The sequence below is a fragment of the Streptomyces sp. NPDC008001 genome (assembly GCF_042958085.1).
Lineage (GTDB): Bacteria > Actinomycetota > Actinomycetes > Streptomycetales > Streptomycetaceae > Streptomyces.
Genome location: NZ_JBIBIZ010000004.1, coordinates 253,238 through 279,750 on the forward strand (window position 1 = coordinate 253,238; position 26,513 = coordinate 279,750).

The 26,513-nt window shown below is 72.3% G+C and carries 25 protein-coding genes and 2 pseudogenes; 8 read left to right on the forward strand and 19 right to left on the reverse strand.

Features of this window, described 5'->3' with window-relative positions; all coding sequences use genetic code 11:
• Nucleotides 1-330 precede the first annotated feature (330 nt).
• Both ACFZCD_RS12755 and ACFZCD_RS12760 read left to right on the forward strand, forming a co-directional pair.
• Nucleotides 331-1,029 (forward strand): hypothetical protein, encoded by a 699-nt coding sequence (locus ACFZCD_RS12755; protein ID WP_391829909.1) that lies wholly within the window; start codon nt 331-333, stop codon nt 1,027-1,029.
• A 27-nt stretch (nt 1,030-1,056) separates the two neighbouring features.
• On the forward strand, nt 1,057-1,689 hold the full coding sequence (locus ACFZCD_RS12760) for a hypothetical protein (RefSeq protein ID WP_391829911.1): 633 nt from the start codon (nt 1,057-1,059) through the stop codon (nt 1,687-1,689).
• 68 nt (nt 1,690-1,757) lie between these two features.
• On the opposite strand, the gene ACFZCD_RS12765 is transcribed toward ACFZCD_RS12760, so the two are convergent.
• From ACFZCD_RS12765 to ACFZCD_RS12805, 9 genes are all read right to left on the reverse strand, one after another.
• Entirely contained in the window at nt 1,758-2,147 is a 390-nt protein-coding gene (locus ACFZCD_RS12765) for a hypothetical protein (protein WP_391829913.1), read from the reverse strand.
• On the reverse strand, nt 2,144-2,410 hold the full coding sequence (locus ACFZCD_RS12770; RefSeq protein ID WP_391829915.1) for a hypothetical protein: 267 nt from the start codon (nt 2,408-2,410) through the stop codon (nt 2,144-2,146). Before ACFZCD_RS12770 ends, ACFZCD_RS12765 begins: the two co-directional genes overlap by 4 nt.
• Nucleotides 2,411-2,585: 175 nt before the next feature.
• On the reverse strand, nt 2,586-5,132 hold the full coding sequence (locus ACFZCD_RS12775; protein WP_391829917.1) for an ABC transporter permease: 2,547 nt from the start codon (nt 5,130-5,132) through the stop codon (nt 2,586-2,588).
• Nucleotides 5,133-5,260: 128 nt separating this feature from the next.
• Complete coding sequence (locus tag ACFZCD_RS12780) at nt 5,261-6,049, reverse strand: ABC transporter ATP-binding protein (RefSeq protein WP_391829919.1); 789 nt, start codon at nt 6,047-6,049, stop codon at nt 5,261-5,263.
• A gap of 287 nt (nt 6,050-6,336) precedes the next feature.
• Nucleotides 6,337-7,335, reverse strand: a complete 999-nt coding sequence (locus ACFZCD_RS12785; protein ID WP_391829921.1) for an AraC family transcriptional regulator — start codon at nt 7,333-7,335, stop codon at nt 6,337-6,339.
• A 219-nt stretch (nt 7,336-7,554) separates the two neighbouring features.
• Complete coding sequence (locus ACFZCD_RS12790; RefSeq protein ID WP_391829923.1) at nt 7,555-8,769, reverse strand: methyltransferase domain-containing protein; 1,215 nt, start codon at nt 8,767-8,769, stop codon at nt 7,555-7,557.
• Nucleotides 8,770-8,892, reverse strand: a complete 123-nt coding sequence (locus ACFZCD_RS12795) for a hypothetical protein (protein ID WP_391829925.1) — start codon at nt 8,890-8,892, stop codon at nt 8,770-8,772.
• A gap of 77 nt (nt 8,893-8,969) precedes the next feature.
• Nucleotides 8,970-9,179, reverse strand: a complete 210-nt coding sequence (locus tag ACFZCD_RS12800; RefSeq protein WP_391830367.1) for a DUF6255 family natural product biosynthesis protein — start codon at nt 9,177-9,179, stop codon at nt 8,970-8,972.
• Between the two features lie 50 nt (nt 9,180-9,229).
• The gene (locus tag ACFZCD_RS12805) at nt 9,230-9,361 is read right to left on the reverse strand and encodes a hypothetical protein (RefSeq protein WP_391829927.1); all 132 of its coding nucleotides are present in this window, start codon (nt 9,359-9,361) and stop codon (nt 9,230-9,232) included.
• Between the two features lie 200 nt (nt 9,362-9,561).
• Between ACFZCD_RS12805 and ACFZCD_RS12810 the strand changes: the two genes are divergently transcribed.
• From ACFZCD_RS12810 to ACFZCD_RS12820, 3 genes and pseudogenes are all read left to right on the forward strand, one after another.
• The gene (locus ACFZCD_RS12810; protein ID WP_391829929.1) at nt 9,562-10,389 is read left to right on the forward strand and encodes a Scr1 family TA system antitoxin-like transcriptional regulator; all 828 of its coding nucleotides are present in this window, start codon (nt 9,562-9,564) and stop codon (nt 10,387-10,389) included.
• Nucleotides 10,386-10,607 carry a DUF397 domain-containing protein gene (locus ACFZCD_RS12815; protein ID WP_391829931.1) on the forward strand — a complete coding sequence of 74 codons (222 nt, stop codon included), beginning with the start codon at nt 10,386-10,388 and terminating at the stop codon, nt 10,605-10,607. The genes ACFZCD_RS12810 and ACFZCD_RS12815 overlap by 4 nt, the downstream gene beginning before the upstream one ends.
• Nucleotides 10,583-11,175: pseudogene (locus tag ACFZCD_RS12820) on the forward strand (GNAT family N-acetyltransferase). The gene ACFZCD_RS12815 and the pseudogene ACFZCD_RS12820 overlap by 25 nt, the downstream one beginning before the upstream one ends.
• Here the strand turns inward: ACFZCD_RS12820 and ACFZCD_RS12825 are convergent.
• The 5 genes and pseudogenes from ACFZCD_RS12825 to ACFZCD_RS12845 all read right to left on the reverse strand — a co-directional run bounded on the left by ACFZCD_RS12825 (nt 11,165) and on the right by ACFZCD_RS12845 (nt 14,467).
• Entirely contained in the window at nt 11,165-11,830 is a 666-nt protein-coding gene (locus tag ACFZCD_RS12825) for a hypothetical protein (protein ID WP_391829933.1), read from the reverse strand. The pseudogene ACFZCD_RS12820 and the gene ACFZCD_RS12825 overlap by 11 nt on opposite strands.
• A 130-nt stretch (nt 11,831-11,960) precedes the next feature.
• A pseudogene (locus tag ACFZCD_RS12830) lies at nt 11,961-12,130 on the reverse strand (carbohydrate ABC transporter permease); the annotation flags it as partial.
• Nucleotides 12,131-12,164: 34 nt separating this feature from the next.
• Nucleotides 12,165-13,097, reverse strand: a complete 933-nt coding sequence (locus tag ACFZCD_RS12835; protein WP_391829935.1) for a hypothetical protein — start codon at nt 13,095-13,097, stop codon at nt 12,165-12,167.
• Between the two features lie 7 nt (nt 13,098-13,104).
• Complete coding sequence (locus tag ACFZCD_RS12840) at nt 13,105-13,536, reverse strand: hypothetical protein (RefSeq protein ID WP_391829937.1); 432 nt, start codon at nt 13,534-13,536, stop codon at nt 13,105-13,107.
• Nucleotides 13,537-13,630: 94 nt separating this feature from the next.
• Nucleotides 13,631-14,467 (reverse strand): carbohydrate ABC transporter permease, encoded by an 837-nt coding sequence (locus tag ACFZCD_RS12845; RefSeq protein ID WP_391829939.1) that lies wholly within the window; start codon nt 14,465-14,467, stop codon nt 13,631-13,633.
• Nucleotides 14,468-14,574: 107 nt separating this feature from the next.
• Here ACFZCD_RS12845 and ACFZCD_RS12850 point away from each other — a divergent pair, with 107 nt between their 5' ends.
• Nucleotides 14,575-15,363 (forward strand): hypothetical protein, encoded by a 789-nt coding sequence (locus tag ACFZCD_RS12850; RefSeq protein ID WP_391829941.1) that lies wholly within the window; start codon nt 14,575-14,577, stop codon nt 15,361-15,363.
• Nucleotides 15,364-15,398: 35 nt separating this feature from the next.
• Here ACFZCD_RS12850 and ACFZCD_RS12855 read toward each other — a convergent pair whose 3' ends face one another.
• The 4 genes from ACFZCD_RS12855 to ACFZCD_RS12870 all read right to left on the reverse strand — a co-directional run bounded on the left by ACFZCD_RS12855 (nt 15,399) and on the right by ACFZCD_RS12870 (nt 20,247).
• Nucleotides 15,399-16,307 (reverse strand): carbohydrate ABC transporter permease, encoded by a 909-nt coding sequence (locus ACFZCD_RS12855; protein ID WP_391830369.1) that lies wholly within the window; start codon nt 16,305-16,307, stop codon nt 15,399-15,401.
• A 26-nt stretch (nt 16,308-16,333) separates the two neighbouring features.
• A complete protein-coding gene (locus ACFZCD_RS12860; protein WP_391829943.1) occupies nt 16,334-17,740 on the reverse strand; it encodes an extracellular solute-binding protein in 1,407 nt (468 codons plus the stop codon).
• Between the two features lie 105 nt (nt 17,741-17,845).
• Nucleotides 17,846-18,547 (reverse strand): response regulator, encoded by a 702-nt coding sequence (locus tag ACFZCD_RS12865; protein ID WP_391829945.1) that lies wholly within the window; start codon nt 18,545-18,547, stop codon nt 17,846-17,848.
• Nucleotides 18,544-20,247 carry an ATP-binding protein gene (locus ACFZCD_RS12870; protein ID WP_391829947.1) on the reverse strand — a complete coding sequence of 568 codons (1,704 nt, stop codon included), beginning with the start codon at nt 20,245-20,247 and terminating at the stop codon, nt 18,544-18,546. Before ACFZCD_RS12870 ends, ACFZCD_RS12865 begins: the two co-directional genes overlap by 4 nt.
• A 181-nt stretch (nt 20,248-20,428) precedes the next feature.
• Between ACFZCD_RS12870 and ACFZCD_RS12875 the strand changes: the two genes are divergently transcribed.
• Nucleotides 20,429-21,820 (forward strand): cation:dicarboxylate symporter family transporter, encoded by a 1,392-nt coding sequence (locus tag ACFZCD_RS12875; protein ID WP_391829949.1) that lies wholly within the window; start codon nt 20,429-20,431, stop codon nt 21,818-21,820.
• A 107-nt stretch (nt 21,821-21,927) separates the two neighbouring features.
• Nucleotides 21,928-22,113 carry a DUF1737 domain-containing protein gene (locus tag ACFZCD_RS12880; RefSeq protein WP_391829951.1) on the forward strand — a complete coding sequence of 62 codons (186 nt, stop codon included), beginning with the start codon at nt 21,928-21,930 and terminating at the stop codon, nt 22,111-22,113.
• 7 nt (nt 22,114-22,120) lie between these two features.
• Here ACFZCD_RS12880 and ACFZCD_RS12885 read toward each other — a convergent pair whose 3' ends face one another.
• Entirely contained in the window at nt 22,121-26,266 is a 4,146-nt protein-coding gene (locus ACFZCD_RS12885) for a Pls/PosA family non-ribosomal peptide synthetase (RefSeq protein ID WP_391829953.1), read from the reverse strand.
• Between the last annotated feature and the right edge of the window lie 247 nt (nt 26,267-26,513).

Consider the following 26,513-nt stretch of genomic DNA (forward strand, 5'->3'; position numbering starts at 1 on the left):
CAAAAAGTAGGTACTTACCCGCAGGTGCGTGTCCCGGCCCCGGTCTGCCTCTGTCCATGTCCGAAACTTTTCGGTCACATTGCAGGCCTGGGGTTGCTGAAAACGGAACCTTCCGCCGGTCCGGGGTCCCCGGCGCATGAGCTGTACGACGCATAACTGCCTTGTTGCAAATGGTGATTGCCGCCGGCAGCGGCAACGGATGGCCGATTCGGCCCCACGGGGGTCGACGCGTCACGTGTGGCCTCCCTAGCTTGCTGGTGGCCGGATCGCACCGTGAGGGTCCGGCAACGGAAGTGCACGGCAGTCACCTCAAGGGGGACCATGCGTAAGGTGAATGCACGTCGGTGCGCCGTCACCACGGCGGCCCTCGGCCTCGCGGCCGGGCTGTTCGCGGCGGCGCCGGCGTCCGCAATGGCAGCAGCGCCCTCGGCTCAGCGCTCGTCCGGAGACGTCGAGTTCTCCGTCTTCGACAACGGCTCCGGCATACCGAGAGACGCGTCGTTCCGGCTGGCCGACCTCGGCCGGCACGGGATTTCCGAATCCGCGGTGCAGCAGCTCGGCGAAGGCAAGGCGCCCCGTACCGCCGCGACGGAAAGCGCCGCGATCAACGGCCCCGACACCGTGGTGGGGCAGTGGAAGGACCGCGACGGCTGGACCGTCTACATGCGGCAGGGATACTACGACCCCGTCCGCGACAAGGGCTTCGGGCTCACCAAGATCGAGCAGAAGCACAACCTCACCATGAAGGCCGTCCGGGCCACCACGCAGTACCCGCGCCCGGGAGCCGCGGGGAAGCAGAAGTTCGCCGGCTATCCGGACACCTGGAACTACTTCACCGACGTGCTGCACGTGAAGTGCAGCGGCTGGTGGATCTTCCGGACCTGCCGTGTCGACAAGGTCCAGGCCGTGCGCGCGGGAGTAGACTTCAGCGTCAAAATCCCGCAGCTGCCCAAGGGTGTCATCACCGCCTACTGCGAGGGCGTGCAGGGGCGTTGCCCCGACTGGGTCAAGAACGCCATCAACATCTGATCCGCCCCGCACCAGGAGGGCCTTCCGATGAGCCGACGTCCCGTCCGGCCGTCCCGCACCCTGCCCGCGGCCGAGTGGTGGGCGCCGTTGCTCGTTGATCTGGGGGCCCTGCAGCGCGGGAGTGCCGAGCTCGGTCTGTGCGTGGGGGACGTCGACCTCACCTCCGGCCGTGCACGGGTGACCGTGCGATGGCCCGGCACCCCCGCCACCACCCTCCTGCCCGACCCCGAGGCCGGCCGCGACGCGCTCCTGCAGACGGTCGCCGCGGCCGGCCCCGCCCGGCTCGCCGAGCCCGACGAGCCCACCGAGTCCACGTCCGCACCGCTCGCCGGCCACGGCTGGCTGCTCGACGAACTCGGCCGGCGAAGCGACGCCTGGTACGCGTATCTCGCCGAACCGGTCGAACTGCTCCGCCTGCGGACCGACGGCCACCGGGCCACGGACGTCACCGTGGGGCGCACCTCGCGCGGCGACGTGGTGGCGGTCCGTGTCCCCCTGCCCGGCCTGGGAGCCGACGGCATGGACGCGGGCCTCGCCTACACGATCGTCGAACGCGCCGTGACCGCGGCAGCGCACGACCTCCGGCCGGTCGAGCCGGTGCAGGGGCTGCCCGCCTTCCTGACCGGGCTTCCGGGCGAGGACCCGTTCGGTTCACCCTGAGTCATTCGATGAGGGCGAGCACCATCACGTCGGTGGTTCGGAGCCTGCTGGGCCGAGCGTGGTAACTGTCAGCGGTTGAGGTCGAGGAACGGCAGTCCCAGCGGGGCGTACGGCTTCGGGTCGACCGTGGCGATCATTGCTTCCGCGCCCCACTCGGGCAGATGGCGCACGGCGTGGGCGGCGGCTGCGATTCCCGGCGGAACGCCGTCCCTGCGCAGTCGCGCGACCGTCAGCAGGGCCGGGTAGTCGAAGTCGACCGTGTGGATGACGTCCAGCTGACCGATGTGGCCGGCGATTCCCGGGTGTTCCGGATCCGCCTCCAGGACGGACAGCACCGGCGCCCACAGGAGGGTCTCCGGCTCGGAACAGGCGTGATGGATCAGCGCGGAAACCTGTCGGTTGCCGGACAGCGCGACCAGCGTAGGAGTGTCCAGAACGAGGTGATACCGATCGGTCACGCGGCGGCGTTCTGCTGCTGCCGGGTGAAGGCCTCACGGACCTTGCGGCCCATGGACGCGCTCTCCTCGTCCGTTACCTCGACGCCGAAGTGTTCGGCCAGGTAGGCACGTGCTGCTTCCGCACGTTCGCGGCGCTCCTCGGCGGTGAGCGTGGACTCCGCGAACTCCTGCACCAGATGACGGATGGAGGTGCCACGTGACTCGGCGATGACGGCTAGACGGTCCCGCACCTCGGCGGGAACCCGGATCATGGCGTCGGACATGCGGCGAATATACGTCTATGTATACGCCCTGGGGGCTGTTTCGAAGTATGCGTTGCACAGGTGAACCCCCGCCGGCCCGGTCGGAGGCCGGCGGGGGGCTTCCCTCGTCCGGGGAGGCGGGGCCGGGGCGCGGGGGCGAGCGCTCCTGCGAGAGCGCCGGGCGGCCCGGCGGGCCCTACTGCGCCCCGATCGACTCCAGCATGTTGAGCTTCGCGGCCCGCCGCGCCGGCCAGACCGCCGCGAGGACGCCCACCGCGAGGGCCAGCAGCAGGAACAGGCCGATCCGGCCCCACGGGACGACCATCGCGTACTGCGGGAACGAGGACCGCAGCAGGTGCCCGCCCGACCAGGCGAGGAAGACGCCGGCCCCGACGCCCAGCACCGCGCCGAACATCGCGATCATCACCGACTCCAGCCGCACCATCAGCTTGACCTCGCGCCGGCCCAGGCCGATCGCGCGCAGCATCCCGATCTCCCGGGTCCGCTCGAAGACCGACATGGCGAGGGTGTTGACGACGCCGATCACCGCGATGACGACGGCCATGCCGAGCAGCCCGTACATCAGGTAGAGGACGTCGTCGATGTTCCCGGCCTCGGAGCGGCGCAGGTCGTCCTGGCTCTGCACCTTGATGAGGGGGTTGCCGCCCAGGGTCTCCTTGATCGTGCCGGGGAGGCCGGCGGCCCGGCCGGGGGCGGCCTTCACCAGCACCTCGTCGTCGCGCACCTTGTCCAGGTGCGGGTCGAGGAGGGCGGGGGCGGTGAGGACGGAGGACAGGACGTCGTTGTCGCGGTAGACGGCCGCGACGCGCGGGGCGGCCTTCTTGCCGTCGTAGAAGGACATGGGCAGCGTCGAACCGGGCTTCAGGCCCCGGTCCCGGGCGAACGTCTCGGAGACCGCGACGGCGGCGGTGCCGCGGACACCGGCGACCGAGCCGCTGACGACGCGGAAGTCGGTCACCCGGGCGAGGGCCCGGACGTCCGTGGCGACGGCCGTCGCGGGGCGGCCGTCCGACCGGAAGCCGGTGGACCGCAGCGGGACGACCGCGTCGACCTCGGGCTGCCCGGCGAGCGTCCTGGCGATCTCCGGGGAGAGGCCGAGGTAGCTGGTGGAGCTGACCTTGTAGTCGGCGGTCAGGTCCTGCTTGCCCATCTTCTTCATGCCCTGGTCCGCCGAGACGGCGGCCACGGTCAGGCCGGTGATCAGGGTGAGGCCGATCATCAGGGCGGAGGCGGTGGCGGCCGTACGGCGCGGGTTGCGCAGCGCGTTCTCCTTGGCGAGCCTGCCGCTGACGCCCGAGACGCGGGCGGGGAGCTTCCCGAGGAGCCGGCCGGCGAGGCGCACGAACGGGCGGGAGAGCAGCGGCGCCAGGACGATGACGCCCGCGAGGGTGAGCGCCGAGCCCGCCATCGCGTACTGCAGGCCGCTGCTGTTCCTGAACGTGGTGACGTACAGCATGGCCGCCACGCCCAGGCCGGTGAGCACCGCGCCGAGGGAGTTGCGCACGACGAGGCTGCGGGTGGCCGGTGCCTGGTCGGCGGTGGCCAGCGCCTCGACGGGGGCGATCCTGGCGGCCTTGCGGGAGGGCAGCCACGCGGCGACCACGGTCACCACGACGCCGACGCCGAGCGCCGACAGCACGGAGGCCGGTTCGACGACCAGCGGGCCGTCCGGCAGGCTCGCGCCGGTGGCGTTCAGCACGGGGTGCAGGCCGGTGGCGATGCCGAGGCCGAGCCCGAAGCCCACGGCGGAGGCGACCAGGCCCAGCAGGCCCGCCTCGATCAGCACCGAGCGCACCACCTGGCGGCGGGAGGCGCCCACGGCCCGCAGCAGGGCGATCTCGCGGCTGCGCTGGGCGATGAGCATGGTGAAGGTGTTGGCGATGATGAAGACGCCGACGAAGAGGGAGATGCCCGCGAAGACCAGCAGGGTCTTACGGATCGAGCTCGTCTGCTCGTCGATCATCCTGGCCTCGGTGGCGGCGAGTTGCTTGCCGCTCCGGGCGTCGAAGGACTTCGGCAGGGCGTCCCGGACCTTCGCGGTCAGCGCGTTCTGGTCGGTGCCGGGGGTGGCCGTGACGACGAGCTCGCTGAACTCGCCGGGCTTGCCGAAGAGCTTCTGCGCGGTCGCGGTGTCGAACAGCGCGAGGCTGCCGCCCGCGCCGACGCGCGGGTCGCCGGTCCTGACGATGCCGGACAGCTTCTTGGTCATGACCGGGCCGTCGACGGCCATCCGTACGGTGCCGCCGACCTCGGCGCCGATCTTGCCGGCGGTCTTCTCGTCCAGGGCGATCTCGCCCTCGGCGGCGGGGCCGCGGCCCTTGACGAGCGGGTAGCGGCTGTCCTTGCCGTCCTTGCCGGGGACGTAGTTGGCGCCGGTGTTGCCCCACTCGTTGCCGGCGGGGTCGTTGTGCCGGTCCGCGATCACCGGGGTGCCCGTGACGGACGGGCGGACGGAGGCCACACCGGGCAGGGCGCGGACCGAGTCGACCACCCGGGAGTCGAGCGCGCCCCGGTCACCGGCCTCGGTGCCCGGCCCGCCCGGGGTGACGGAGACCGCCACGTCGTCGAGGCTCTTGGCCATCCTGTTGCGGTAGGCGCTGCCGACGGAGTCGCTGAAGACGAGCGTGCCGGAGACGAAGGCGGTGCCGAGGAGGACCGCGAGGGCGGTCATCATCAGCCGGGTCTTGTGCGCGAGGAGGTTGCGCAGGGCGGTACGGAACATGGTGGTGGGTTCAGTCCTGGAGGTCGGGTCAGCCCGGGAGGCCGAGGTCAACGGCGGGTCGTCGCTCGTGAGCCGGTCGCCGGCCGGTCGGCCGGCCGTCGGCTCGTCAGCGCGTACGGCCCTCGGCGTCAGCTCGTGCGGCCCTTCGCGTCGAACGCCTTCATGCGGTCCAGGACCGCGCCCGCGGTCGGCCGGCGCATCTCGTCCACGATCCGGCCGTCGGCGAGGAAGATCACCCGGTCCGCGTACGAGGCGGCGACGGGGTCGTGCGTGACCATGACGATCGTCTGCTGCAGGGCCTGGACCGACTCGGCCAGGAAGCCCAGGAGTTCGGCGCCGGAGCGGGAGTCGAGGTTGCCGGTCGGCTCGTCCGCGAAGATGATCTCCGGCTTGGCGGTGAGCGCGCGGGCCACGGCCACGCGCTGCTGCTGGCCGCCCGAGAGCTGGCTCGGCCGGTGGGTGAGGCGGCCGGCGAGGCCGACCGTGCCGACCACCATGTCCAGCCACTCCGCGTCGGGCTTGCGGCCCGCGATGTCCATGGGGAGGGTGATGTTCTCCAGGGCGGTCAGCGTCGGCAGCAGGTTGAACGCCTGGAAGATGAAGCCGATCTTGTCCCGGCGGAGCCGCGTCAGCTGCCGGTCGCCGAGCGAGCCGAGCTCCACGTCGCCGATCCGGGTGGAGCCGGAGGAGATCGTGTCCAGGCCCGCCATGCAGTGCATCAGCGTGGACTTGCCGGAGCCGGACGGCCCCATGATCGCGGTGAACTCGGCGCGGCGGAACTCCACGGAGACCGCGTCCAGCGCCGTCACGCGGGTGTCGCCCTGTCCGTAGACCTTGCTGAGGCCGGTGGCGCGGGCGGCGACGGCGGCGCCGCCGCGCGGGCGAGTGGGGGCGGGAAAGGCGGCCGCGTGTGACACGGGTCTCCTCCGGGAGGCTGGGGGAAGGAAGGGAGACCGGCCACGGGGCGGGCCGGAGCCCGGGGGCTCACGGCTCGGGGATGGCCGGAATCGACTCCTCCAATTCTCGGAGCGCAGCGCGTGCCGGGCGTCAGCCGTACGGCCGGAAAGCTCGTACGCCCGGAAGGCCGACGGGAGGGGCCGGGCGTAGTCCCCCGGACGGACACCGTCATCCTCAGGACCCACGGGCGTCACCCTCGGACGTCGCTTACGGGTGTCCCGCAGAGCCGCTCCGTACGGGCCGCCGCCTACCCGCGCAGCGTGCGGGACGGCGGGCGCCCGTAGCGGCGCTGGTAGTACCCGGCGAAGCGGCCGAGGTTGTTGAATCCCCAACGGTAAGCGACTTCGGCCACGGTGACGTCGCCGTCCCCGCGGGCCGCCGCCAGTTCCTGGTGCGCCCGGCCCAGCCGGACCTCGCGCAGATAGCCGAGCGGGGTGGTGTCGACGTGCCGGCGGAACGCCTCCTGCAGGGCGCGCGGGCTCACCCGGGCCGCCCGCGCGAGATCGGCCAGCGTCAGCGGCTGGTCGGCGCGCTCCTCGGCGAGCGCCATCGCCCGGCGCACGGCGGGGTGCGCGACCTCGCCCGGACGCTGCGCGTCCACGCCCCGGGTGATCAGTTCGTGCGTCTGCATGAGGATCGCGGCCGTGGACTGCGTCAGGTGCCCGGCCACGAGGGGGCTGCTGCGGGCGACGCCCTCGCCGAGCACCTCCCGGTGCACCGCGGCCGAGATCCCGGCCCAACTCCGTGCCGCGGCCGCCGAGATGGTGCCGTTGAGGGAGAAGCGGGCCCGCAGCGTCCCTTCGACGCCGAGCGCGTCGGCCGCCGCCCGCTCCACGGTCTCCCGGTCGAGCCGGAGCGTCGTCATGCGGGCGCCGGGCGACCAGTGCACCTGGAAGGAGCGGTACGGGTCGAGCACGTACGTCTGCCCCGTCCCGACGACCCGCTCCTCACGACCGGGCGAGATCACCCGCACCCGGCCCCGTACCAGCTGGCAGACCAGCAGGTACGAGTCGAGGGGCTGCGGCGCGACGAGCGTCTCGGCCCCGTACTGCAGCCCGGACACCGTCACCCCGGGAAAGCTGCCCTCCGCGTACCACGCGGAGAACTCCCGGGGGTCACCGAGCACGCTGAGTTGATAAGGACTGTATGCAGAGCTGATGATCTCCCTGGTCTCGTCGAGGTCGTTGCTGAGGACGAGCGTGCGCATGTTGCCGGGGGCCTCGGGCCCCACACCTGGTTCGGTCATCAGGCTTCCCTCAAATGTCCGCGTATCGGGGACAGGAGCCGCGTTCGGCGAGTAGCCGGTGGATGGCCCCGTTAGTACCGTTGCCCTTGTCCGCAGTCAAGGCGGGGGCCGGTCCCACGGCTGTTTCGGGACAGGCCCGGCCTAGGGGGGAAGAGCGGGTGCGGCCCTGGGTTCACGGGGGACATCCAGGGCCGGTCCCGTCGCGGGGGCGCCCCGCCGTCAGCGGACGGACGGCGGGGTCTTCGCTTGTGCGCGCGTAGTGCGCCGTGGGACGGGACGGTCCGGCGAGTCGAGCCACACACGCTCGCCGGCGTCGTCCACGGTGAGCCCGAAGCGCGCGAATCCGGGCCTGCCGTGCGCCTCCCACCAGCGGTAGGCGGCCTCCACCTCCTCCCAGAGCTTCCGGGGACCCGACTGCCGGACCTCGAACTCCTCCCGCCCCTCCTCGTACTCGGCCGTCGCCCACGACGTGACCGCCGTGTCCCTCAGCCACAGGGTGTACGAGCCGTCGTCGTACGACTCCATCCACGGGAACACGCCCGGCACCTGGACACCGACGGCGAACATGACCACCCACTCCCCGAGGGCCTCGGGGGACAGCGCCGTGGTGCTCCGGGCGGCGTCCGCCGGCCACGGCACGCCCTTGAGGTACTCACGGACGTGGACCCTGGCCGTGCGCTGCGCCCGGAGGCGCATGAACGCCGACGAGCCGGCGAACCGGCCGGAAGCGCTGCCGTCCCCGGCGACCGTGAGCCGCGCCACGGCCTCACCGCCGTAGACCGGGCCCCACGGGGCGACGATGAGGCCGCCCGGCTTCGTCTGCGCACGCCACGCGCGGGGGACGCGGCCGACCGAGCAGGTCGCGATGACACGGTCGTACGGGGCGGCATCCGCGTACCCTTCCGCGCCGTCGCCGACGACGCACAACGGCTGGTGCCCGGCCGCACGGAGGCGCTGCCGCGCGGCCTCCGCGCTCACCGGATCCACCTCCACCGTGACGACGTTGCCCGCGCCCAGCCGGTGGGAGAGCAGCGCCGCGTTCCAGCCCGTGCCGGTGCCGATCTCCAGGACCGTGTGGCCGTCCTCGACGCCGAGTGCGTTCAGCATCGAAAAGACCATGGTGGGCATGGAGTTGGAACTGGACGGCACCTTTCCCTTGCCGGGGCCGTCGTACGCGCCGTCGTCCCACTGCGTGGTGATCGGCGCGTCACGGTGCACGGCCTCCCACCAGGCGTCCGGCTCTTCGCCGCGGATGACGCGGTCGCTCTGCCGGTTCATTCCCGCCCGGCCGGGCCAGATCACGTCCGGCACGAAGAGGTGACGGGGGACCGCGGTGAACGCGGGCAGCCAGTCGCTCGTCAGCGCGCCGGACTCCATGAGCGCGGAGGCGAGCCCCTGGGGGCCCGCCTCGTCCTTGCCGTGCGTGGCGCTCATTCAGCTGCCGTCCGCCGGGTTGCGCCCGTCGTTCGTGTTGCCGCCCTCGTCGGAGCCGCCTCCGCCGTGCTTGTTGCCGGAGTCGCTGTCGTCCTGCGGGTTCCCGCTCTCCGCCATCGTCATGCCGTTTCCCTTCTTCGGTGGGTTGCGCAGGAGGCGCCCCCCTGCGCTCGTACGTTGCTGTCGTGCCGCCGGTGGCCCTACGGGCCGGGCGACGGCCGGGCCCCCGGCATCCCGAGACGGGGGCAGCCCCATGCGGGGGCGGGCGCCCTCTCGGGCATCGGCAACCTCAGCGTGGCGTACGCCGGGTGCCGCTCCGTACCGCACAGGGGGCACCGTTCGACTCCGAGCGAGCGGGTCCAGCCCGCCGGGTGAACGCACCGGTGGAGCACGAGGCGACCGGCCGCCATCCGCGTCGCCGCGGCCACGTCGCGCGCGGCCCTCTCCGGGGACAGCGCGGTCACGAGTGCACCACCTGCTGATGCCGGGCGAACTCGGCGTTCAGCGCGTGGGCCTCGGTGAACCGCCCCAGGCGCACGGCGCCGTAGAACCGCAACCGCAGGTGCGCACACCTCAGGCACCACCGGGTCATCCTCGCCGACGGCTTCCACGGTTCCGTCCGGCGCGATGCCGTGCTCTAGCTGCTGCGGTCCGCTCATGGGACTTGCCTCCGTCACATTCACCCCTTGGTGGGGGGTGCTCGTTGTCTGCAGGTCCAGCGTCGCGGGCCGTACGTACGCTCGGCCAGAGGTTCAATTCCCAACCGGGTGCCTGAGAAAAGGAGTTGCCGGGATGGCGCGACCACCGAGGAAGCTGACACCGGACCGGTCCGCCCGACACCTCTTCGGTGCCGACCTCAGGCACCGGCGGGAGGCGGCGGGCATGACGCTGGAGAAGCTCGCCGAGGTCGTCTGCTACAGCCGCAGCCACCTGGCCCGCATCGAGACGGCCGAACACGTACCGCCGCCGGACCTGCCGGGGAGACTGGACGAGGTATTCGGCACGGGGGAGCACTTCGCGCGGCTGTATGCGATTGCGCGGCATGAGGTCCATCCGGAGAAGTACCGCAGGCGGATGGAACTGGAGGCGCGGGCGAGAGTGATCGACGAGTTCGCCGGCCATGTGGTGCCGGGCCTGGTCCAGACAGAGGGCTACGCACGCGCCCTCTTCCGCGTCAGCAATCCGAAGGCTTCGCCCGACGCGATCGAGGAGATGGTTTCGGCCCGGTTGAGCCGTCAAGCGCTGCTGACGGCAGAGGCACCGCCGGATCTCTCCATGATCCTGGACGAGGCAGTGATCCGACGGACGGTCGGAGGATCGGCCGTCATGCTGGCCCAACTGGCCAGCTTGGTCGAGCTCGTGGACACCGCGACCACGACTGTTCAGGTTCTGCCATTCGAACACGGGGAACATGCCCTGATGGGCGGTGCCCTGACGCTGATGACACTGGACGACGACACGAACGTTGCCTATGTAGAGAGCATCGCCACCGGCTCGCTGATCGAAGATCCGGAGGCTGTCAGCGCTCGCCGCCGGTCCTACGATCTGCTGAGGGCCTATGCCTTGTCGCCAAGCAAGTCGGCGGCCTTCATCCGAGCCGCAATGGAGGCACCCTCATGAGCGCTCCCCTCAATCTCGCCCGAGCCGAATGGCTGAAGTCCAGCCACAGCAACGGTGACGGCGGCAACTGCGTCGAATGGGCCCCCGCCCTCGCCGCCGCCCACAGAATCATCCCCGTGCGGGACTCGAAGATACCTAGCGGCCCGGTGCTGGCCTTCGGGCCGAGAGCGTGGGCGTCGTTCGTCACCGCCGTATGCGACGACCGTTTCCGGCCTTGACGCAGGCGGCCCGCGGGCAAGGCATCGTCGCGATCGAGCCCCTGGACGGGGCGGCAGCAGCGCGGGCCGAGGACGCATTCCGACTCGTGTAGGCGTCGGCGTTCGCCGAGCCGCCGTACAACGAGGCCGGGGATGACGTCGCGGCCGCCTTCCGCCGCTTCCGCGCGCAGACGCGCAAGCCCGCCTTCCGAGGCGCCCTCGCGCGTACCGAATCCGGGGACCCCGTGGGCATCGCCTTCGGCTATCCGCTCAGCGCGCGGACACGTTGGTGGGATCAGCTGCTCGCGCCGGTCCCGGAGGAGACGCGCCGCGAGGACGGCCGCCGGACCTTCGGGCTGATGGAGCTTGCCGTACGTGCGCCTTGGCGCGGGCTGGGCGTCGCGCGGCGACTGCACGACGCCGTCATCGAAGGCACCGGGCGGAACGCGTGCTCCTCAACGTCCATCGTGATGCCACGGCGGCCCAGGCCGCATACCGCGCGTGGGGGTACCGGAAGGCCGGCGAGGCGCGCCCTTGGGAAGGGGCCGTGCTCCATGACGTGATGGTGCTTGACCTTGTCACTGGGTGACCCACGCCCAAGACGCGCCCTTCTTGAACTCGTCGGCGGTCGTCGCGGTCGCGCTCCAGGCGAGTCGGGCAGGCTGCTTCGACCCGGTTTTCGCGATGTAGATCGAGCACTGGGTGCGGCTCTCGCCGATGTCCCAGCCCATGTAGACCTGGCCCACCGGGCAGCCACCCTCGCCATAGCCTGAGTGGACGACGGGCCGCTCCGCCGCCTTTTCGCCGTTCTCGTCGAGGATCACGGCACCGGAATTGAGGTCGGAATTGACTACGCTCGGCTTCCCTTCCTTCAGCGTGTACGTCACATACACGAAGTACGGAGTGCCGCCCTCCAGCGTTCGATCGGCCTCGATGTAGTGGCCTTCCTTCAGCTGCTTCTGGGTTCCCTTGACGACCTTCGTGGCCGCTACCTGGAACTTTCCGCCACCGGAAACTCCGGGCTCGTACAGCCCCGGAGCCGGCTGGCCCATCGTCAACGCGGGGGTCCACTCCACCTTCACGGCCGGACTCTCCTTGCCGCTCTCGCCCTTCGCCGCGCTCCCCTGGGAAGCGGGTGATTCCTTACCACCTTCCCCGCCGCCTTCATTGCCACCGCAGGCGGTGAGCGCAATTCCCAGTGCGGTGGCCAACATCCCGTAGAGGATCTTCGAGCGGCGATGCATTTATTCTTCCTTCTCACAGAAATACCCGACCGGGGGAACAGCGGCCCGGGTATGGCGAGTTCTCCTCTTGACCGCACCCATGCGCGTCATGTACATGCTATGCACTCCGGGCATGCGCACGCACCGGCGGTCAGCCCTTGACGGCCGCGCCGAGGGCGAAGCCGCCGCCGAGGTGGCGGTGATCAGGGCGTACATCAGGACCACCGGCGTCGGATGCAGGGTCGAGAACGCCGCGAGCTGCCCGTACGCCACCTGCCCGAAGTTGCCGAAGAACGTGAAGATGCTGACGGACGCCGGGAGCGGATGGCGCAACCAGGGACTAATACGGTCGGCTTCAGCTGGGATAGGCGACGGGGACCGCCCTGCCGTCCGCGTAGACGTCGACCCCGCGTGAAGGCGTGAGCCGGGAATACCGTGGATTCCCGCCCTCCTCCGACACCCCTGCAGAGGCCTGGACGCGGTGTGCCTCTCCCTTGAGGCCTGAGCGGATGCAGTTCCGCAGCTGGCTGGACCACGTCGCCCCGGGGGCGATCACGACGTGGTCCTGAGGGAACGGCGACGAGCAGTCGTAGCGTTGGCTGGTCATCCAGTACTCGACCCACACGGCGACGGCCGCCTGCCGGTTGCTCGTGTTGCGTACGGTGACGCCGAACAGTGCGCTGCCGGAGAAGCTCTTCGCGTAGGTGCAGGGCTGGAAGTCGACGCCCGTCATTCCTGGGACCGGCGTCCAGCGGTCCCCGACGGCGCACACCGTGCCGTCGGGGTAGGGGTCACTCGGCGATTCCCGGCGTACGGCTGCGGGTGGCGTATCGTCCGGGCGGCTTCCGGGCGCCGCATCCTCCTTCAGGGCCTGGCCGGGGCCCGGGACCGTGCTCGGTGCGGCCCCGGAGTCAGGCCGTCCCCGGCCCGCGTCCGGCGCGGAGGAGGCTCGGCCGGCTGCCGACGCCGAGGGGGACGCCGGGGCTGCCGGGGGCGCGGAATGCGCGGGCGCTCCGGCGGCGGCACGCGTGGAGTCTCCGACTGCGCTCGTCCGGTCCGGGGAGGACGGCAGCAGAGCCAGGGTGATCGCCGTGGCGGCAGCCGCCACGGCTGCGGCGGTCGCGAGGAGGACCGGCCGTTTTGCCCGTCGCCCCTTCTCCCGCCGTCCGCCGGCGGCCTCCGCCGGTCCGCCGGGCGGATAGACGTTGATGTCACCGCCGCTGGTGATGTACTGAATCCCGCTGTCGTGCGTGGTGTTGTGCTGTGTGCCCGGGGGCTTGTCGCTCATCCCGGCCTCAGGCACCGGCCCGGCCGCGGCCGACGTTGATGTCGCCGCCCTGGGTGATGTACTGGACCGCGCCCGCCTGGGCGGTGTTGTGCTGCACCCACGACTGCTGTGCCGGCGGCAGCTCCGCCCGTACGCGCTCGATCAGCTCGCGGAGCTCGTGCGCGGCCTCGGGGTGCTCTTCGAGGAGGATCTCCAGCTGACCGGTCCAGCGGCCCTGCAGCTTGTCGCGCAGCTGCTCCCGGGCGCCGCCGGCGGCCTGCCCGATCTCGGTGGCGGTCCGGTCGAGCCGCTCGATCGCGTACTGCTCCTGGCTCCGGTCCCCGCGGCCGAGCAGGCGTGCGACGCCCGCCCGTGCCGTGTGCCAGGCGTCGGTCGCCGCCGCCCCCACCACCGCGGAGCCGCCCGCGGCTGCCAGACCTTCCAGCGCTTCCGTCAGCACCGGTACCTCCCTGCCGACTGGCCAAGACGTTTTCAGTGCACAACTCCCGGCGGAGGGGCGGGGTAACGGGCGCCGCGGAAAGGGAATCCGGCGGTCAGCCCTTGACCGCGCCGCCGAGGGCGAAGCCACCGCCGAGGCGGCGGGAGATCAAGGCGTAGAGCAGGACCACCGGCGTCGAGTAGAGGATCGAGAACGCCGCGAGCTGCCCGTACGCCACCTGCCCGAAGTTGCCGAAGAATGTGAAGATGCTGACGGACGCCGGGAGCCGGTCGGGGGAGAGCAGCAGCATGAACGGCACGAAGAAGTTGCCCCAGGACAGGGCGAAGCAGTAGATCGCGACGACCCCCACGCCCGGGCCCGTCAGCGGCAGGACCACCCGCACCAGCGCCTGCGTCCGGCTCGCCCCGTCCGTCCAGGCGGCTTCCTCCAGCGCCACCGGCACGTCGTCCATGAAGTTCTTCATCAGCCAGACGGCGAAGGGGAGTTGTGCGGCGGCCATGAAGAGCGCCGTGCCGTACACGGTGTCGATGAGGTCGACCCGGACGAACAGGCCGTACACCGGCACCATGATCGCCGTGACCGGCAGGCAGGTCGTGAACAGCACCCCCAGCAGATACGGCCGGGTCAGCCGGGACCGGTACCGGGACAGCGGGTACGCGGCGAGCGCCGCGCACACGATCGTCACGGCGGTCACGGCCCCGCAGAGCAGCAGGCTGTTGAGCATGGGCGTGAAGGTGATGTCGTCCGTGAGGACGGCGGAGAAGTTCTCCGCGGTCGGCCGCTCCGGCACCCGTACGGCGAGCCCGGCCTCCGCGTCGGCGGACGCGAGGAGCAGCCAGACGAGCGGTACGGAGAACGCCGCGACCACGGCGAGCAGCGCGGCGTCGGCGGCCAGCCGGTGACGGGTGCGGCGGGCGAGGAGCGGGCGCATGGCACCTCCGGGCCGGATTGTGATCGGATGTGCGGCGAAAAATATTGCTCTTTTTACCGGTGCATGACTATAAGTAGTTCTTCTTCGAACCAGTGAGGACCCTTTTCATGCGCCGTACCACCGTCCGCCGTACCGCCCTCGCCGCCTGCGCGGCGTCGCTGGCGCTGCTCATGAGCGCCTGCGGCGGCTCGGACAGCTCCGGGAAGTCCGACGCGAAGGACCAGCCCGAGGGCGCGGCTTCGCCGAGCGCTCCGGCGCAGTCCGCCGCGCCGGGCGGGGCGAAGGGGGACCTGGGCAAGCGCCTGCTGGCCCAGGGCGACGTCCCGGGCTACAGGATCAGCGAGTTCCCCGCGGCGGACCTCGCCGCCGGCAAGACCCTCGCCGGCGACAAGGCCGAGTGCAAGCCGCTCGTCGACGCGATGGCCCTGCGCGGCACCGGTACGCCCGCGGAGACCGCCAGCCGCAAGCTCATGGCGCTGCCCAAGGGCCCGGCCGTGGGCACGGACGCCCCGGCCGAGGACCGGACGAAGGCCGCCCTCAAGGGCTTCGGCACCACGATCACGGCCGACACCCTGGGCTCGTACACCGGGCAGGGCGCCACCGAGGCGCTCGCCGCGCTCAAGAAGGCGGGCGCGGACTGCGCCGGCGGCTTCACCATGGGCGCCGGCAGCGACAAGACGCAGTTCAAGAAGATCACGCCCGCCGAGTACAGCGCCGGCGACGAGGCGGTCGCCTTCGACCTCGACATGGCGGTGGACGGCGACAGCACCAACACCACCCACCTGGCCGCCGTCCGCAAGGGCAGCACGATCGCGGTCTTCTACTCCCTGAGCCTCACCGGCCAGGCCGAGCTGCCGAAGGCGGCCATCGACGCCCAGGTGAAGAAGCTCGGCTGAGGACGGGCCACGGCGTGCGGGAGGAGGCCCCGCTCTCACACCTCCTCCCGCATCAGCCGCAGGTACACCACGGAGAACAGCGCTCCCACCAGCAGCAGAAGCAGCGCCACCGCCGTCCCGTAGCCGATCAGCGACTTCTCGAACGCCTGGTCGTACATGTACACCGGGAGCGTCTGGCTCCGGTTGCCCGGGCCGCCCCGGGTCATCGCCCAGATCAGCCCGAACACCGACAGGGTCTGCAAGGTGTTGAGCATGAGGTTGGTGGCGATCGAGCGGCGGATCATGGGCAGGGTGACGTGCCACAGGCGGCGCGGCCCGCTCGCGCCGTCCACCTCCGCCGCCTCGGTGACCTCCCGCGGGATGCCGGCGAGCGCGGCGGAGTAGACGAGCATCGAGAAGGCCGTGCCGCGCCACACGTTCGCGAACGAGACCGCCAGGACGGGCAGCGTGAACAGCCAGTTCTGCGCGGGCAGATGGAGCCACTCCAGGACGGCGTTCAGCGTCCCGCGCCGGTGGAAGAACGTGTAGAGCAGGAACCCGGCCACGATCTCGGGCAGCACCCACGCGGCGATCACGACCGAGCCCGTGAGCGTGCGCACGGGCCGGGAGGCGCGCCGCATGAGACCCGCGAGGGCCAGGCCGAGGCTGTTCTGGCCGGCGATCGAGGACAGCACGGTGAAGACGAGCGTCAGCACCACGGCGTTGCGGAAGCCGTCGTCGGCGAAGGCCCGGCGGAAGTTGGCGAGGCCGACGAAGGACGCGGACGCCTGGCCGGTCAGCCGGGTGTCGGTGAAGGCGACGGCCACGCAGTAGGCGACCGGCCCGGCGAGGAACAGCAGCAGGAGGACGGTCGCGGGCGCGAGGGGCAGCCAGCGCAGGGCCCTCCGGGCGGCCCCCGCCCCCGTGCGGCTCCCTCGGCGCCTCCCCGCGCGGGCCCCGGTCACGCTGCCGGTCCCGGCCCCGGTCACCGTCACCGGGCCCGTTCCCGTGCCGTCACTCCCGCCCCGCCGGCCACCGACTTCAGCTCCTCGTCGTACCGCTTCGCGGCGTCCGTCACCGACGCGTCGCCCGTCGTCACCGCCTCCATCGCGTCCCTGATGGCGCTGGAGACCTGCGGGTAGACCGGCAGCGCCGGCCGGTAGTGGGTGAATGCGACCAGTGCGGTGAAGAAGTCGACGCCCGGCATCGACGTCAAGTACTTGCGCGAGGCCGCCACGTCGTCCCGTACGGCGATCTGGGCGTCGCGCACCGTCCACTCGGTGGCGTTCTCCGGCGTCTGCAGTGTCTCGATCACCTGCCACGCCAGGTCCGCCTTGCCGGACTTGGCGCTCACCGACCACGTCCAGCCGCCGGACAGGCTGACCTTCCCCGGCTCCGCCCCGTTCTGCGTGGGGAAGGGCGCCCGGCCCATGACCGAGGTCCACCGTGGCCAGGGCCTGGAGCCGCCCGGCTGCCAGTACTTGCCGAGCCACGAGCCGTCGAGGTCGATCGCGAGCCGCCCGGACGGCAGCCAGTCCGTGGCGACGCGGTTGTCGACATTGGGGTCGAGGGCGTCCGAAGGATCCGGGCCGAGCTTCTCCGCGAACACGGTCCGCACGAACCCGAGCGCATCGCGGAAGCCGCGGCTCGACGTCACCCACGTGCCCGCCGCCGGGTCGTACAGCGGGTCCTTCCCCGTGCCGTACAGCAGCATCTCGAAGCCCTGCATGGTGGCGGCCTCGCCCGGCGCCTTGCCGGTGTAGACGTTGAGCGGAGTGACGCCGGGGACCTTCTCCTTCACCTTGCGGGCGGCGTCCAGCACGTCGTTCCACGTGCGCGGATGCCAGTCGGCGGGCAGCCCGGCGCGGGCGAAGACCTCCTTGTTGAACCACAGCCCCCGGGTCTCCGTGCCGTCCGGCACCCCGTACGTTTTGCCGTCCTCGCCCTTCGCCGCGGCCTTCGCGGCCGGCGCGAAGTGCGCCCAGTCCTTCCAGCCCGCCAGCTTGTCGTCCAGCGGCCGCAGATAGCCCGCCTTGATGTCGGAGTTGATGAGGAAGGTGTCCTCGCGGACGATGTCCGGCGCGGTCTTCGGCGACCGCATCATCTGCTGCAGCTTGGCGTAGTAGTCCGCCTGGGCGGCCTGGACGGGCACCAGCTCCAGCTTCTTGCCCTCGTGCGCGCGCTCGAACTGTCTCTTGATCCCGGCCAGGTAGTCGTCCATGAGCCGGTTCTTGTTGTCGGTGGTGCGCTGGTAGGCGATCTTCACGGTGTCCGGATCGCCACCGGATCCGCTGCCGCACGCGGTCAGGGAGGCCGCGGCGAGCGCCGCGACGCCGAGCAGGGCGGGAGCGGCGCGGCGTACGGAAGTGCTGCGGCGTACGGGGGCGGTGGGGCGCACGGGCGACCTCCTGGGGGCGGGGCCTCGGCGCCTGGGGCTGCGCCTCGGCGGGCTGCGCCTTCCTGGGACGTACGTTCCCGCTGCGGCCGTGCCGCACGCGTGGCGTCAGCGCCCGCTCTGCCAGTGGTAGCGCAGCTCCGGGCGGCCGATCTGGCCGTAGCGGGGCGTCCGGGCCGCACGCCCCGTCGTCACCAGGTGTTCGAGGTAACGGCGGGCGGTGATCCGGGAGATGCCCACGGCCGTGGCCGCCGAGCCCGAGGACAGGCCGCCCTCCCCGGCGCCCCGCAGGGCCTCGGTGATCGACTGCAGGGTGGCCTGGCTCAGCCCCTTGGGGAGCGCCGCCGGCTGCGGGGCGCGCAGGGCGGCGAACGCCCGGTCCACCTCCTCCTGCCCGCTGGCCTCACCCGCCACCGAGCGGAACTCGGCGTAACGCGTGAGGCGGTCCCGCAGGGTGGCGAACGTGAACGGCTTCAGGACGTACTGCACGACGCCGAGCGAGACCCCCTCGCGCACGACCGTCAGGTCGCGGGCGGAGGTCACGGCGATGACGTCGGCGGTGTGCCCGGCCGTGCGCAGGGAGCGCAGCAGCTGCAGGCCGTGCCCGTCGGGGAGGAAGAGGTCGAGCAGCAGCAGGTCGACGGGCGTGCGCTTGAGGAAGTGCGAGGCGTCGCCCAGGGAGTGCGCGATCCCGGCCACCGTGAAGCCGGGCACGCGGCCGACGTAGAGGGCGTGCGCGTCGGCGGCGACGACGTCGTCCTCGACGACGAGGACGCGGATGGGCCGCGGGGCGGCGGCGGGTCTGCTCATGAGGGCGCTCCGGTCCGGACGACGGGGGTGGACGGCACTTCCGTGGGGCGGGCGGCGTGCAGGGGCAGCCGTACGGTGAACTCCGCGCCGCCGCCCGGCGAGCCGGTGACGGAGACCGTACCGCCGTTGCGGCGCACCGCCTGCCGCACGAGGGCGAGGCCGAGCCCGCGGCCGTGGGGCGCGGTGCCGGGCGACTTGGTCGACCAGCCGCGCCGGAACACCTCCTCCATGAGCTCGGGCGCGACGCCCGCCCCGGTGTCCCCGACGCGCAGCAGCAGCTCGCCGCCGCTGCCGCCCGCGCCCGGCCCGGCCTCCGTGCGCAGGGTGACGGTGACCCGCGCGTGCCGGACCTCGGCCGCGCTGCGGTTGGCCTCCTCGGCGGCGGCGTCCACGGCGTTGTCGACGAGGTTGCCGAGGATGGTGACCAGGTCGCGGGCCGGCAGGCGGGGCGGCAGCAGGCCGTCGTCCACGTGCGTGCCGGGGTCGAGGACGAGCTCGACGCCGCGCTCGTTGGCCTGGGCGGCCTTGCCGAGGAGCAGGGCCGCGAGGACGGGCTCCGCGACGGCGCCGACCACCTCGTCGGTGAGGGCCTGGGCGAGTTCGAGCTCGGCGGTGACGAACTCGACGGCCTCGTCCGCGCGCCCCAGCTCGATCAGGGAGACCACGGCGTGCAGCCGGTTCGCCGCCTCGTGCGCCTGCGAGCGCAGCGCCTCGGCGAAGCCGCGCACGGAGTCCAGCTCGCCGGAGAGCGCCTGGAGTTCGGTGTGGTCGCGCAGGGTCACGACGGTGCCGTGGCGCTCGCCGCCGGAGACGGGCGAGGTGTTGAGGACGACGATGCGGTCGGCGGTCGCGTGCACCTCGTCGACGCGCGGCTCCTCGGCCAGCAGGGCGTCGGTGAGGGCGGGCGGCAGGCCGAGGGCGTCGACGCGGCGGCCGATCACTTCGCCCGTGAGGCCGAGGAGTTCGCGCCCGCCGTCGTTGATGAGGGCGATACGGTGCTGCCCGTCGAGCATCAGCAGCCCCTCGCGGACGGCATGGAGCGTCGCCTCGTGGTAGTCGTGCATCCGGCTCAGTTCGGTGGCGTTCATGCCGTGGGTGTGGCGGCGCAGCCGGGCGTTGAGGAGATACGTTCCCGCGCCGCCGAGGGCGAGCGCGCCCAGGGCGACGCCCAGCAGGGCGAGCAGCTGCCGGCGTATCTCGGCGCTGATCGCGTCGACCGTGATGCCCGCGCTGACGAGGGCGACGGCCCTGCCGCCCTCCATGACGGGGACGACCACGCGGACCGACGGGCCGAGCGTGCCGGTGTACGTCTCGGAGAACGTCTCGCCGCGCAGGGCGGGCCCGGTGTGGCCGAGGAAGCGCTCGCCGATGCGGGCGGGGTCGGGGTGGGTCCAGCGGATGCCGTCCGGGTTCATGATCGTCACGAAGTCGACGCCGGTGTCGCGGCGGACGCGCTCGGCGTACGGCTGGAGGCCGGCGGCCGGGTCGGGCGAGTGCACCGCCTCCCGGACGGACGCGGACGCGGCCACGGCGACCGCCGCCGCGGTCACCTCGCGGCGCGCGGCCTCCCCGGCCTGGCCGCGGTCCGCGACGTACGCGAAGGCCGCGCAGCCGGCCACCACGACGGTGACCAGCACGATCTGCATCGCGAAGAGCTGGCCGGCCAGGCTGCGGGGGCGGCGGATGCGGGGTCTGCGCATGGCGGACAGTGTGCACCGGGCCGCGCCCGTGAACGTAATGCACATAAGGGTGACCACGGTCACAGAGCCGTGCATAGTCGCCGGAGCCCCACTCGGCAGGACGGCGGAGTGCGGGACCCCCAGCCGCGGACCCAGCCGCTGACCCATCCGCGCCCCACCCGCGAACACCGAGGAGACACCCGTGACGGCACAGGCAGCACCACCGGCAGCACCACCCGCCGGGCCGGCGCCCCGGCGGCCCGACCGGACCCACTACCTCTACCTCGCCGTGATCGCGGCCGTCGTCGCCGGCATCGTGGTCGGCCTCGCGGCGCCGGGCGTCGCCGTGGAGCTCAAGCCGCTCGGCACCGGCTTCGTGAATCTGATCAAGATGATGATCTCGCCGGTCATCTTCTGCACGATCGTGCTGGGCATCGGCTCCGTGCGGAAGGCCGCCAAGGTCGGCGCGGTCGGCGGCCTGGCGCTCGGCTACTTCCTGGTGATGTCGACCGTCGCGCTGGCCATCGGCCTCGCGGTCGGCAACGTCCTGGAGCCCGGCAGCGGGCTCCACCTGACGGACGCGGTGCGCCACGCGGGAGCGGCGCAGGCGAAGGGCGGGAGCGAGTCGACGACCGGCTTCCTGCTCGGCATCATCCCGACCACCATGGTCTCCGCCTTCACCGGCGGCCAGGTCCTCCAGACCCTGCTGGTCGCCCTGCTCGCGGGCTTCGCGCTGCAGGCGATGGGCACGGCGGGCGAGCCCGTGCTGCGCGGCATCGGCCACGTCCAGAAGCTCGTCTTCCGCATCCTCGCCATGATCATGTGGGTGGCTCCGGTCGGCGCCTTCGGCGCGATGGCGGCGGTCGTCGGCGCCACCGGCACCGACGCGCTGAAGGCCCTCGCCGTCATCATGATCGGCTTCTACGTGACCTGCCTGCTCTTCGTGATCGTGGTGCTGGGCGCGCTGCTGCGGCTGGTGGCGGGGGTGAACGTCTTCGCGCTGCTCAAGTACCTCGGCCGGGAGTTCCTGCTGATCCTCTCGACGTCCTCGTCGGAGTCGGCCCTGCCGCGCCTGATCGCCAAGATGGAGCACCTGGGCGTCAGCAAGCCCGTCGTCGGCATCACCGTGCCCACGGGCTACTCCTTCAACCTCGACGGCACGGCCATCTACCTCACGATGTCGTCGCTGTTCATCGCGGAGGCGATGGGCGAGCCGCTCGCCCTCGGCCAGCAGATCTCCCTGCTCCTGTTCATGATCGTGGCGTCCAAGGGCGCGGCGGGCGTCACCGGCGCGGGCCTCGCCACCCTCGCCGGCGGCCTCCAGTCCCACCGCCCCGAACTCGTCGACGGCGTCGGCCTGATCGTCGGCATCGACCGCTTCATGAGCGAGGCCCGCGCCCTCACCAACTTCGCGGGCAACGCGGTCGCCACCGTCCTCGTCGGCACGTGGACTAAGGAGATCGACAAGGAGCGGGTGACCGAGGTGCTGGCCGGGCGGATGCCGTTCGACGAGACGACGCTCGCGGCGGACGGGGGACACGGGGACGACTCCTTGCCGGAGCCGCCGAAGCAGCCGGCGGGCGTGCCGGCCTGAGCGGGCCGGGCCCGGGCGTCGGCGCACTCCTGACGCGCGAACCCCTCCCACCAGCCCGGGCCCCCGCGTCCCGGAGCCCCCTTGCGTGGGCGTGGCATGCTCGCCGCATGACCGCACCGCCCGACGGCCTGCCCGTCTACCGCGTCCTGACCGGCCCCGACGACGCAGCCTTCTGCCACCGCGTGAGCGAGGCGCTGGCCCTGGGATACCGGCTCCATGCGGGGCCTTCGGTGACGTTCGACGGGGAACGCGTCATCGTCGCCCAGGCCGTCGTGTGGGGCGGGCGGGCGTAGCGGGAGCTCAGGCGTCGTCGCCGGCCGGCAGTCCGGCCGCGGGGTTTCCTCGCCAGCGGCTGCCGGCCGGGACGTGTTCGCCCTTCATCAGGAAGGAGTCGGCGTCGATGCGTGCGCCGTCGTCGATGACCACGCCGTAGTGGACGAACGCGCCGGTGCCGAGGGTGCAGTCGTTGCCGATCGTGACGGGGCGGGACTTGAAGACGCCGTCCTCCAGGGAGTGGGCCTGGAGGGTGCTGGCCGCGTTGAGGACGCAGTGGTCGCCGATCCGGGTGAGGGTGCGCTCGATGATGTCGCAGCCGTCGTCGAAGACCCGGCGGCCCATGCGGACGCCGAGGAGCCGCCAGACGACCGGCTTGAGCGGGGTGCCGTTGAAGACGGCGGGGTAGACCGAGGACGGCACCTTCCAGTACCGCTCGTGTCTCCAGAACGTGTTCTCGTAGATGGAGCAGAGGCGGGGCTGCAGCCCGTGCCGGCCCACCACGGCCCGTTCGGCCAGCGCGAACCAGGCGACGGTGAAGACGAGCCCGGCCAGGAGGGAGAAGGCCGTCTCCAGCCAGCGCCACGTGGTGCCGCCCCCCAGCGGAAGCATGGCGATCAGCACCAGCCCGCACACGTACAGGCAGCGGACGGTCAGGAACAGCACGACCGTGACGGCGTTGTGGCGGTTCTTGGCCGCGAGCCGGCGCCGCCGCTCGGGCCCCGCGTCCAGGCGGCCGAAGCGGTCGTCGCGTTCGACCGAGCGCGGGATCTCGAAGGGCGGCGAGCCGAGCAGGCCGGTGCCTTCCCTGAGCGGGCCGCTGACCGGGATCATGGCCTTGGTCGCCAGCAGGCAGTCGTCCCCGGTCCTGCCGCCGGCGGGGTAGACGATGCCGTTGCCCAGGAAGTTGCGCCGGCCGATCACGGTGGGCACGGCACGGAAGGAGCTGCTGGAGAACTCGGCGTTCATCAGGGACAGCCCGTCCGAGACCATGGTGCCGGTGCCGATGCGGCTGAGGGCGGGGACCTCGTGCTTGACGGTCATGCCGAAGTTGGAGCCGGTCTGCACGAGCGGATTCAGCCGGTAGCCGACGGCGCGCAGGTAGTGCACGACCGCGGAGCTGTCGCCGAACAGGGCGTTGAAGAAGGCGATGTTGGTGAGCCGGGCGGTGGCGCGCTGCAGCGTGAACTGCATCCCGTACAGCGGGTGCACCGCGTCCTGCCTGACGAGGCGGCACAGCAGCCGCGACAGGGCCGTGACCAGGACCGGCCCGAGGACGGCGAGGCCGAGCACCGCCGCCGCGGAGATCTGCAGGCCGTCCGCGTAGTACTCCCAGGTGTCCGGGCCGGCCGCACCGGGGATCACACGGTCCAGCAGGGAGGGCCGGGACACCAGCAGCGCGGCGACGGCCGTGTCGGCAGCCCCCGTGGTGGCCACCACGGTCAGCAGCCGGAGGACGCTGTGGCAGGTGCGGCGCACCTTGCCGCAGCGCGCCGGCGGGACCGTGAGGTACCGGCAGCCGGCCGGCGCCCGTACGGCCGGCGAGCCGTGCCAGCACTGCCCGGCCGGTACGGACTGGCCGGAGTGCAGCGAGGAGGCGTGGCCGAGCTCGGCGGCGTCGCCGATCCGCACGCCGATGTCGAGGACGCTGTGCTCGCCGACGAAGGCGCCGTCGCCGACGGTGATGGCGCCGGTCTCGACCGCCCCGTCCTGGGCGCGGTAGCCGTTGAGGTAGGTGTCCTTGCGGATGACGCTGCCCGCGCCGATGGTGAGCAGATCGGTGCACACCGGCACCTGGCGGGTGAGGATCAGGGCACGGGGCCCGACCTTGGCCCCCAGCGCCCGCAGGTACAGCGCGTACAGCGGCGTGCCGACGGCCAGCCGGGCCAGCGGGTTGGTGGTGACCAGGGTCTTCACGCACCAGAAGCGGAAGTAGGCCATGCTCCACAGGGGGATGCGCCGCTCCGTCCAGCGGCCGACGAGGACCCACTTCGCGGCGACCGGCACCAGGGCCATCGCGGCCAGCGCGGCGGCGGTGAAGGCGACCGCGCGCCCGTAGACGGCGGCCCACCCGCCGCCCTGCAGCACCCAGGCGGTCCCGGCGTTCAGCACCACCGAGCCGAGGCACAGGTACACGAGGAAGGCCAGGACCTGCATCGCCCCGCACAGGGCGTACCGGGGAGCGCTCGCCACCGGCGCCGGCGGGGGGCGCTGTGCCGGTACGCGGCCCGGTGCTGCCGGTCCTGCCGGTGCTTTCCGGTCCAGGGCCGCGGCGAGGTCGCGCACGGTGGGATGCAGATAGACGTCCTTCATCGACACGCCGGGCAGGCCCGGGAGTTCGCGGACGGCCGCGTTGAAGTGCGCCATGAGCAGGGAGTTCGCGCCGAGGTCGGTGAAGAAGTGGCTGTCCACGGAGACCCGTTCGACCTGCAGGACGGCGGCCAGCCGCTCGGCCAGCGCCCGTTCGGTGGCGGTCGCCGGGGCCGCGTGGTCGCGCTGCGCGACGAGCCGGCGCGGCCCGCTCGGCGCGGGCAGCCGGGCGCGGTCGGCCTTGCCGCTGGGCAGCACCGGTATCGACGCGACGGGTTCGAGATAGGCGGGGACCATGTAGCCGGGCAGCTGCTCCCGCAGCTGTGCGACGACGTGATCGGGGTCGACGGCGGCGCCTTCGCGGGTGGTGTAGAACGCGCACAGCTCCACGGCGTCCGGGGCGGGCTCGTGCCGGGTGACCACGGCCTGGGCGATGCCGGGGACGCGGAGCAGCACGGATTCGATCTCGGCGAGTTCGACGCGGTAACCGCGGATCTTGACCTGGGTATCGATGCGGCCGTGGTGCTCGATCTCGCCGTCCGGGGTGATCCTTCCCAGGTCCCCGGTGCGGTAGATCCTGCCGGACGGGTTGCCGGGAACGCCGAGGAAGTCCGGGACGAAGGCGCGTTCGGTCAGGTCCGGCCGGTTGAGGTAGCCGCCGGCGAGCCCCATGCCGGCGATGGCGATCTCGCCCGTCGCACCCGGTGGCAGCACGGTGTCCGCCCCGGGGTCGAGCAGCGCCACCGCGTACGTCGGCAGCGGGACGCCGATCGTCACCGGGCGGTCCGGATCCAGCAGCGTCCAGGTCGCGGTGACGGTCGCCTCGGTCGGCCCGTAGACGTTGAGGAACCGCCGGCCGGGCCGGTGCCAGCGGCTGATGAGGTCCTGCGGGCACGACTCCCCGGAGACCAGCAGGAACCGCAGCTCCGACCGTTCCTCGTCCAGCGTGGCGAGCAACGTGGGGACGCAGCACAGCGCGGTGACCTTCCGGTCCCGCAGGAAGGCGTCCAGCTCCGCCCCGACCAGGGCGGGCCCGGCCGGCCGGGGCACCAGCGTCGCACCGGCCGCCCAGGGCACCCACGTCTCCTCGACGGAGAAGTCGAAGGCGAGGGTCATCCCCTGGTACACCCGGTCCTCGGCGGTGATGCCGTAGACCTCCGCCGCCACGCGCACGAAGTTGCAGATGGCCGGGTGCCCGATGGCCACGCCCTTGGGACGGCCGGTGGAGCCCGAGGTGTAGATGACGTAGCAGAGGTCGCCGCCGTCCGGCCGCCCGGTGGGGAGGGGGCCGGGACGCCGGCGGGGCTGCGCCGCCACCTCCGCCCGCACCCGGTCCAGATACAGGAGCCCGGCACCGTCGGCGAGGGGGGCCGCCCGGTCGCCGAGGCGGGAGAGCGACAGCACCGTCCGCACGGAGGCGTCGGAGACGATGTACGACAGCCGGTCCGCCGGGAATCCGGCGTCGAGCGGGACGTACACGGCGTGCGCCTTCAGCACGGCCAGCATCGCCACGTAGGCGTCCACCGCGTCGTCGAGCAGCAGCCCGATCCGGTCGCCGGGCCGCGTGCCCGGCGCCAGCAGGAAACGGGCGAGCTGGTTCGCCCTCTCGTCCAGCTGCGCATAGGTCAGCGTGACCTCGCCGGCGTCCACCGCGAGGCGGCCTTCCCGCCCCTGCGCCCGCAGCCGGTCGCACTGCTCCTCGAAGAGGTGCTCAAGCCGCTCGCCGTCGCGCCACCGGGCCGACCCGTCGTCCCCGGCACAGGTCAGCAGCCCGTCCGGGCGGCTCGACGACCGCGGCACCCGCTCCCGCGGCGGAGCCCGCCCGGGGGCTTCTCCTGATCTCCGCTCGCCGTGTGCAGCCATGACATTCAGGGAAATACTGGGCCATTGAAGGCCCCTACATTTTACCGGAGGGGGGCCTGCGCAGCGCTACCCGGTCGTCTACGCCGCCCTCCGTACGCCCCGCCGGACAGGCTTCCCCTTCAGCGCGCCGGAGACGCCCACCGCGCGGTACGCCGGTTGTACGAGACCGCGCTCCTCGAGGGCGCGCAGTGCATTCAGGGGGGCGCGCGGGTGCATGGGGCGTGCCGGTGCTGGACGCGGGTTCGTG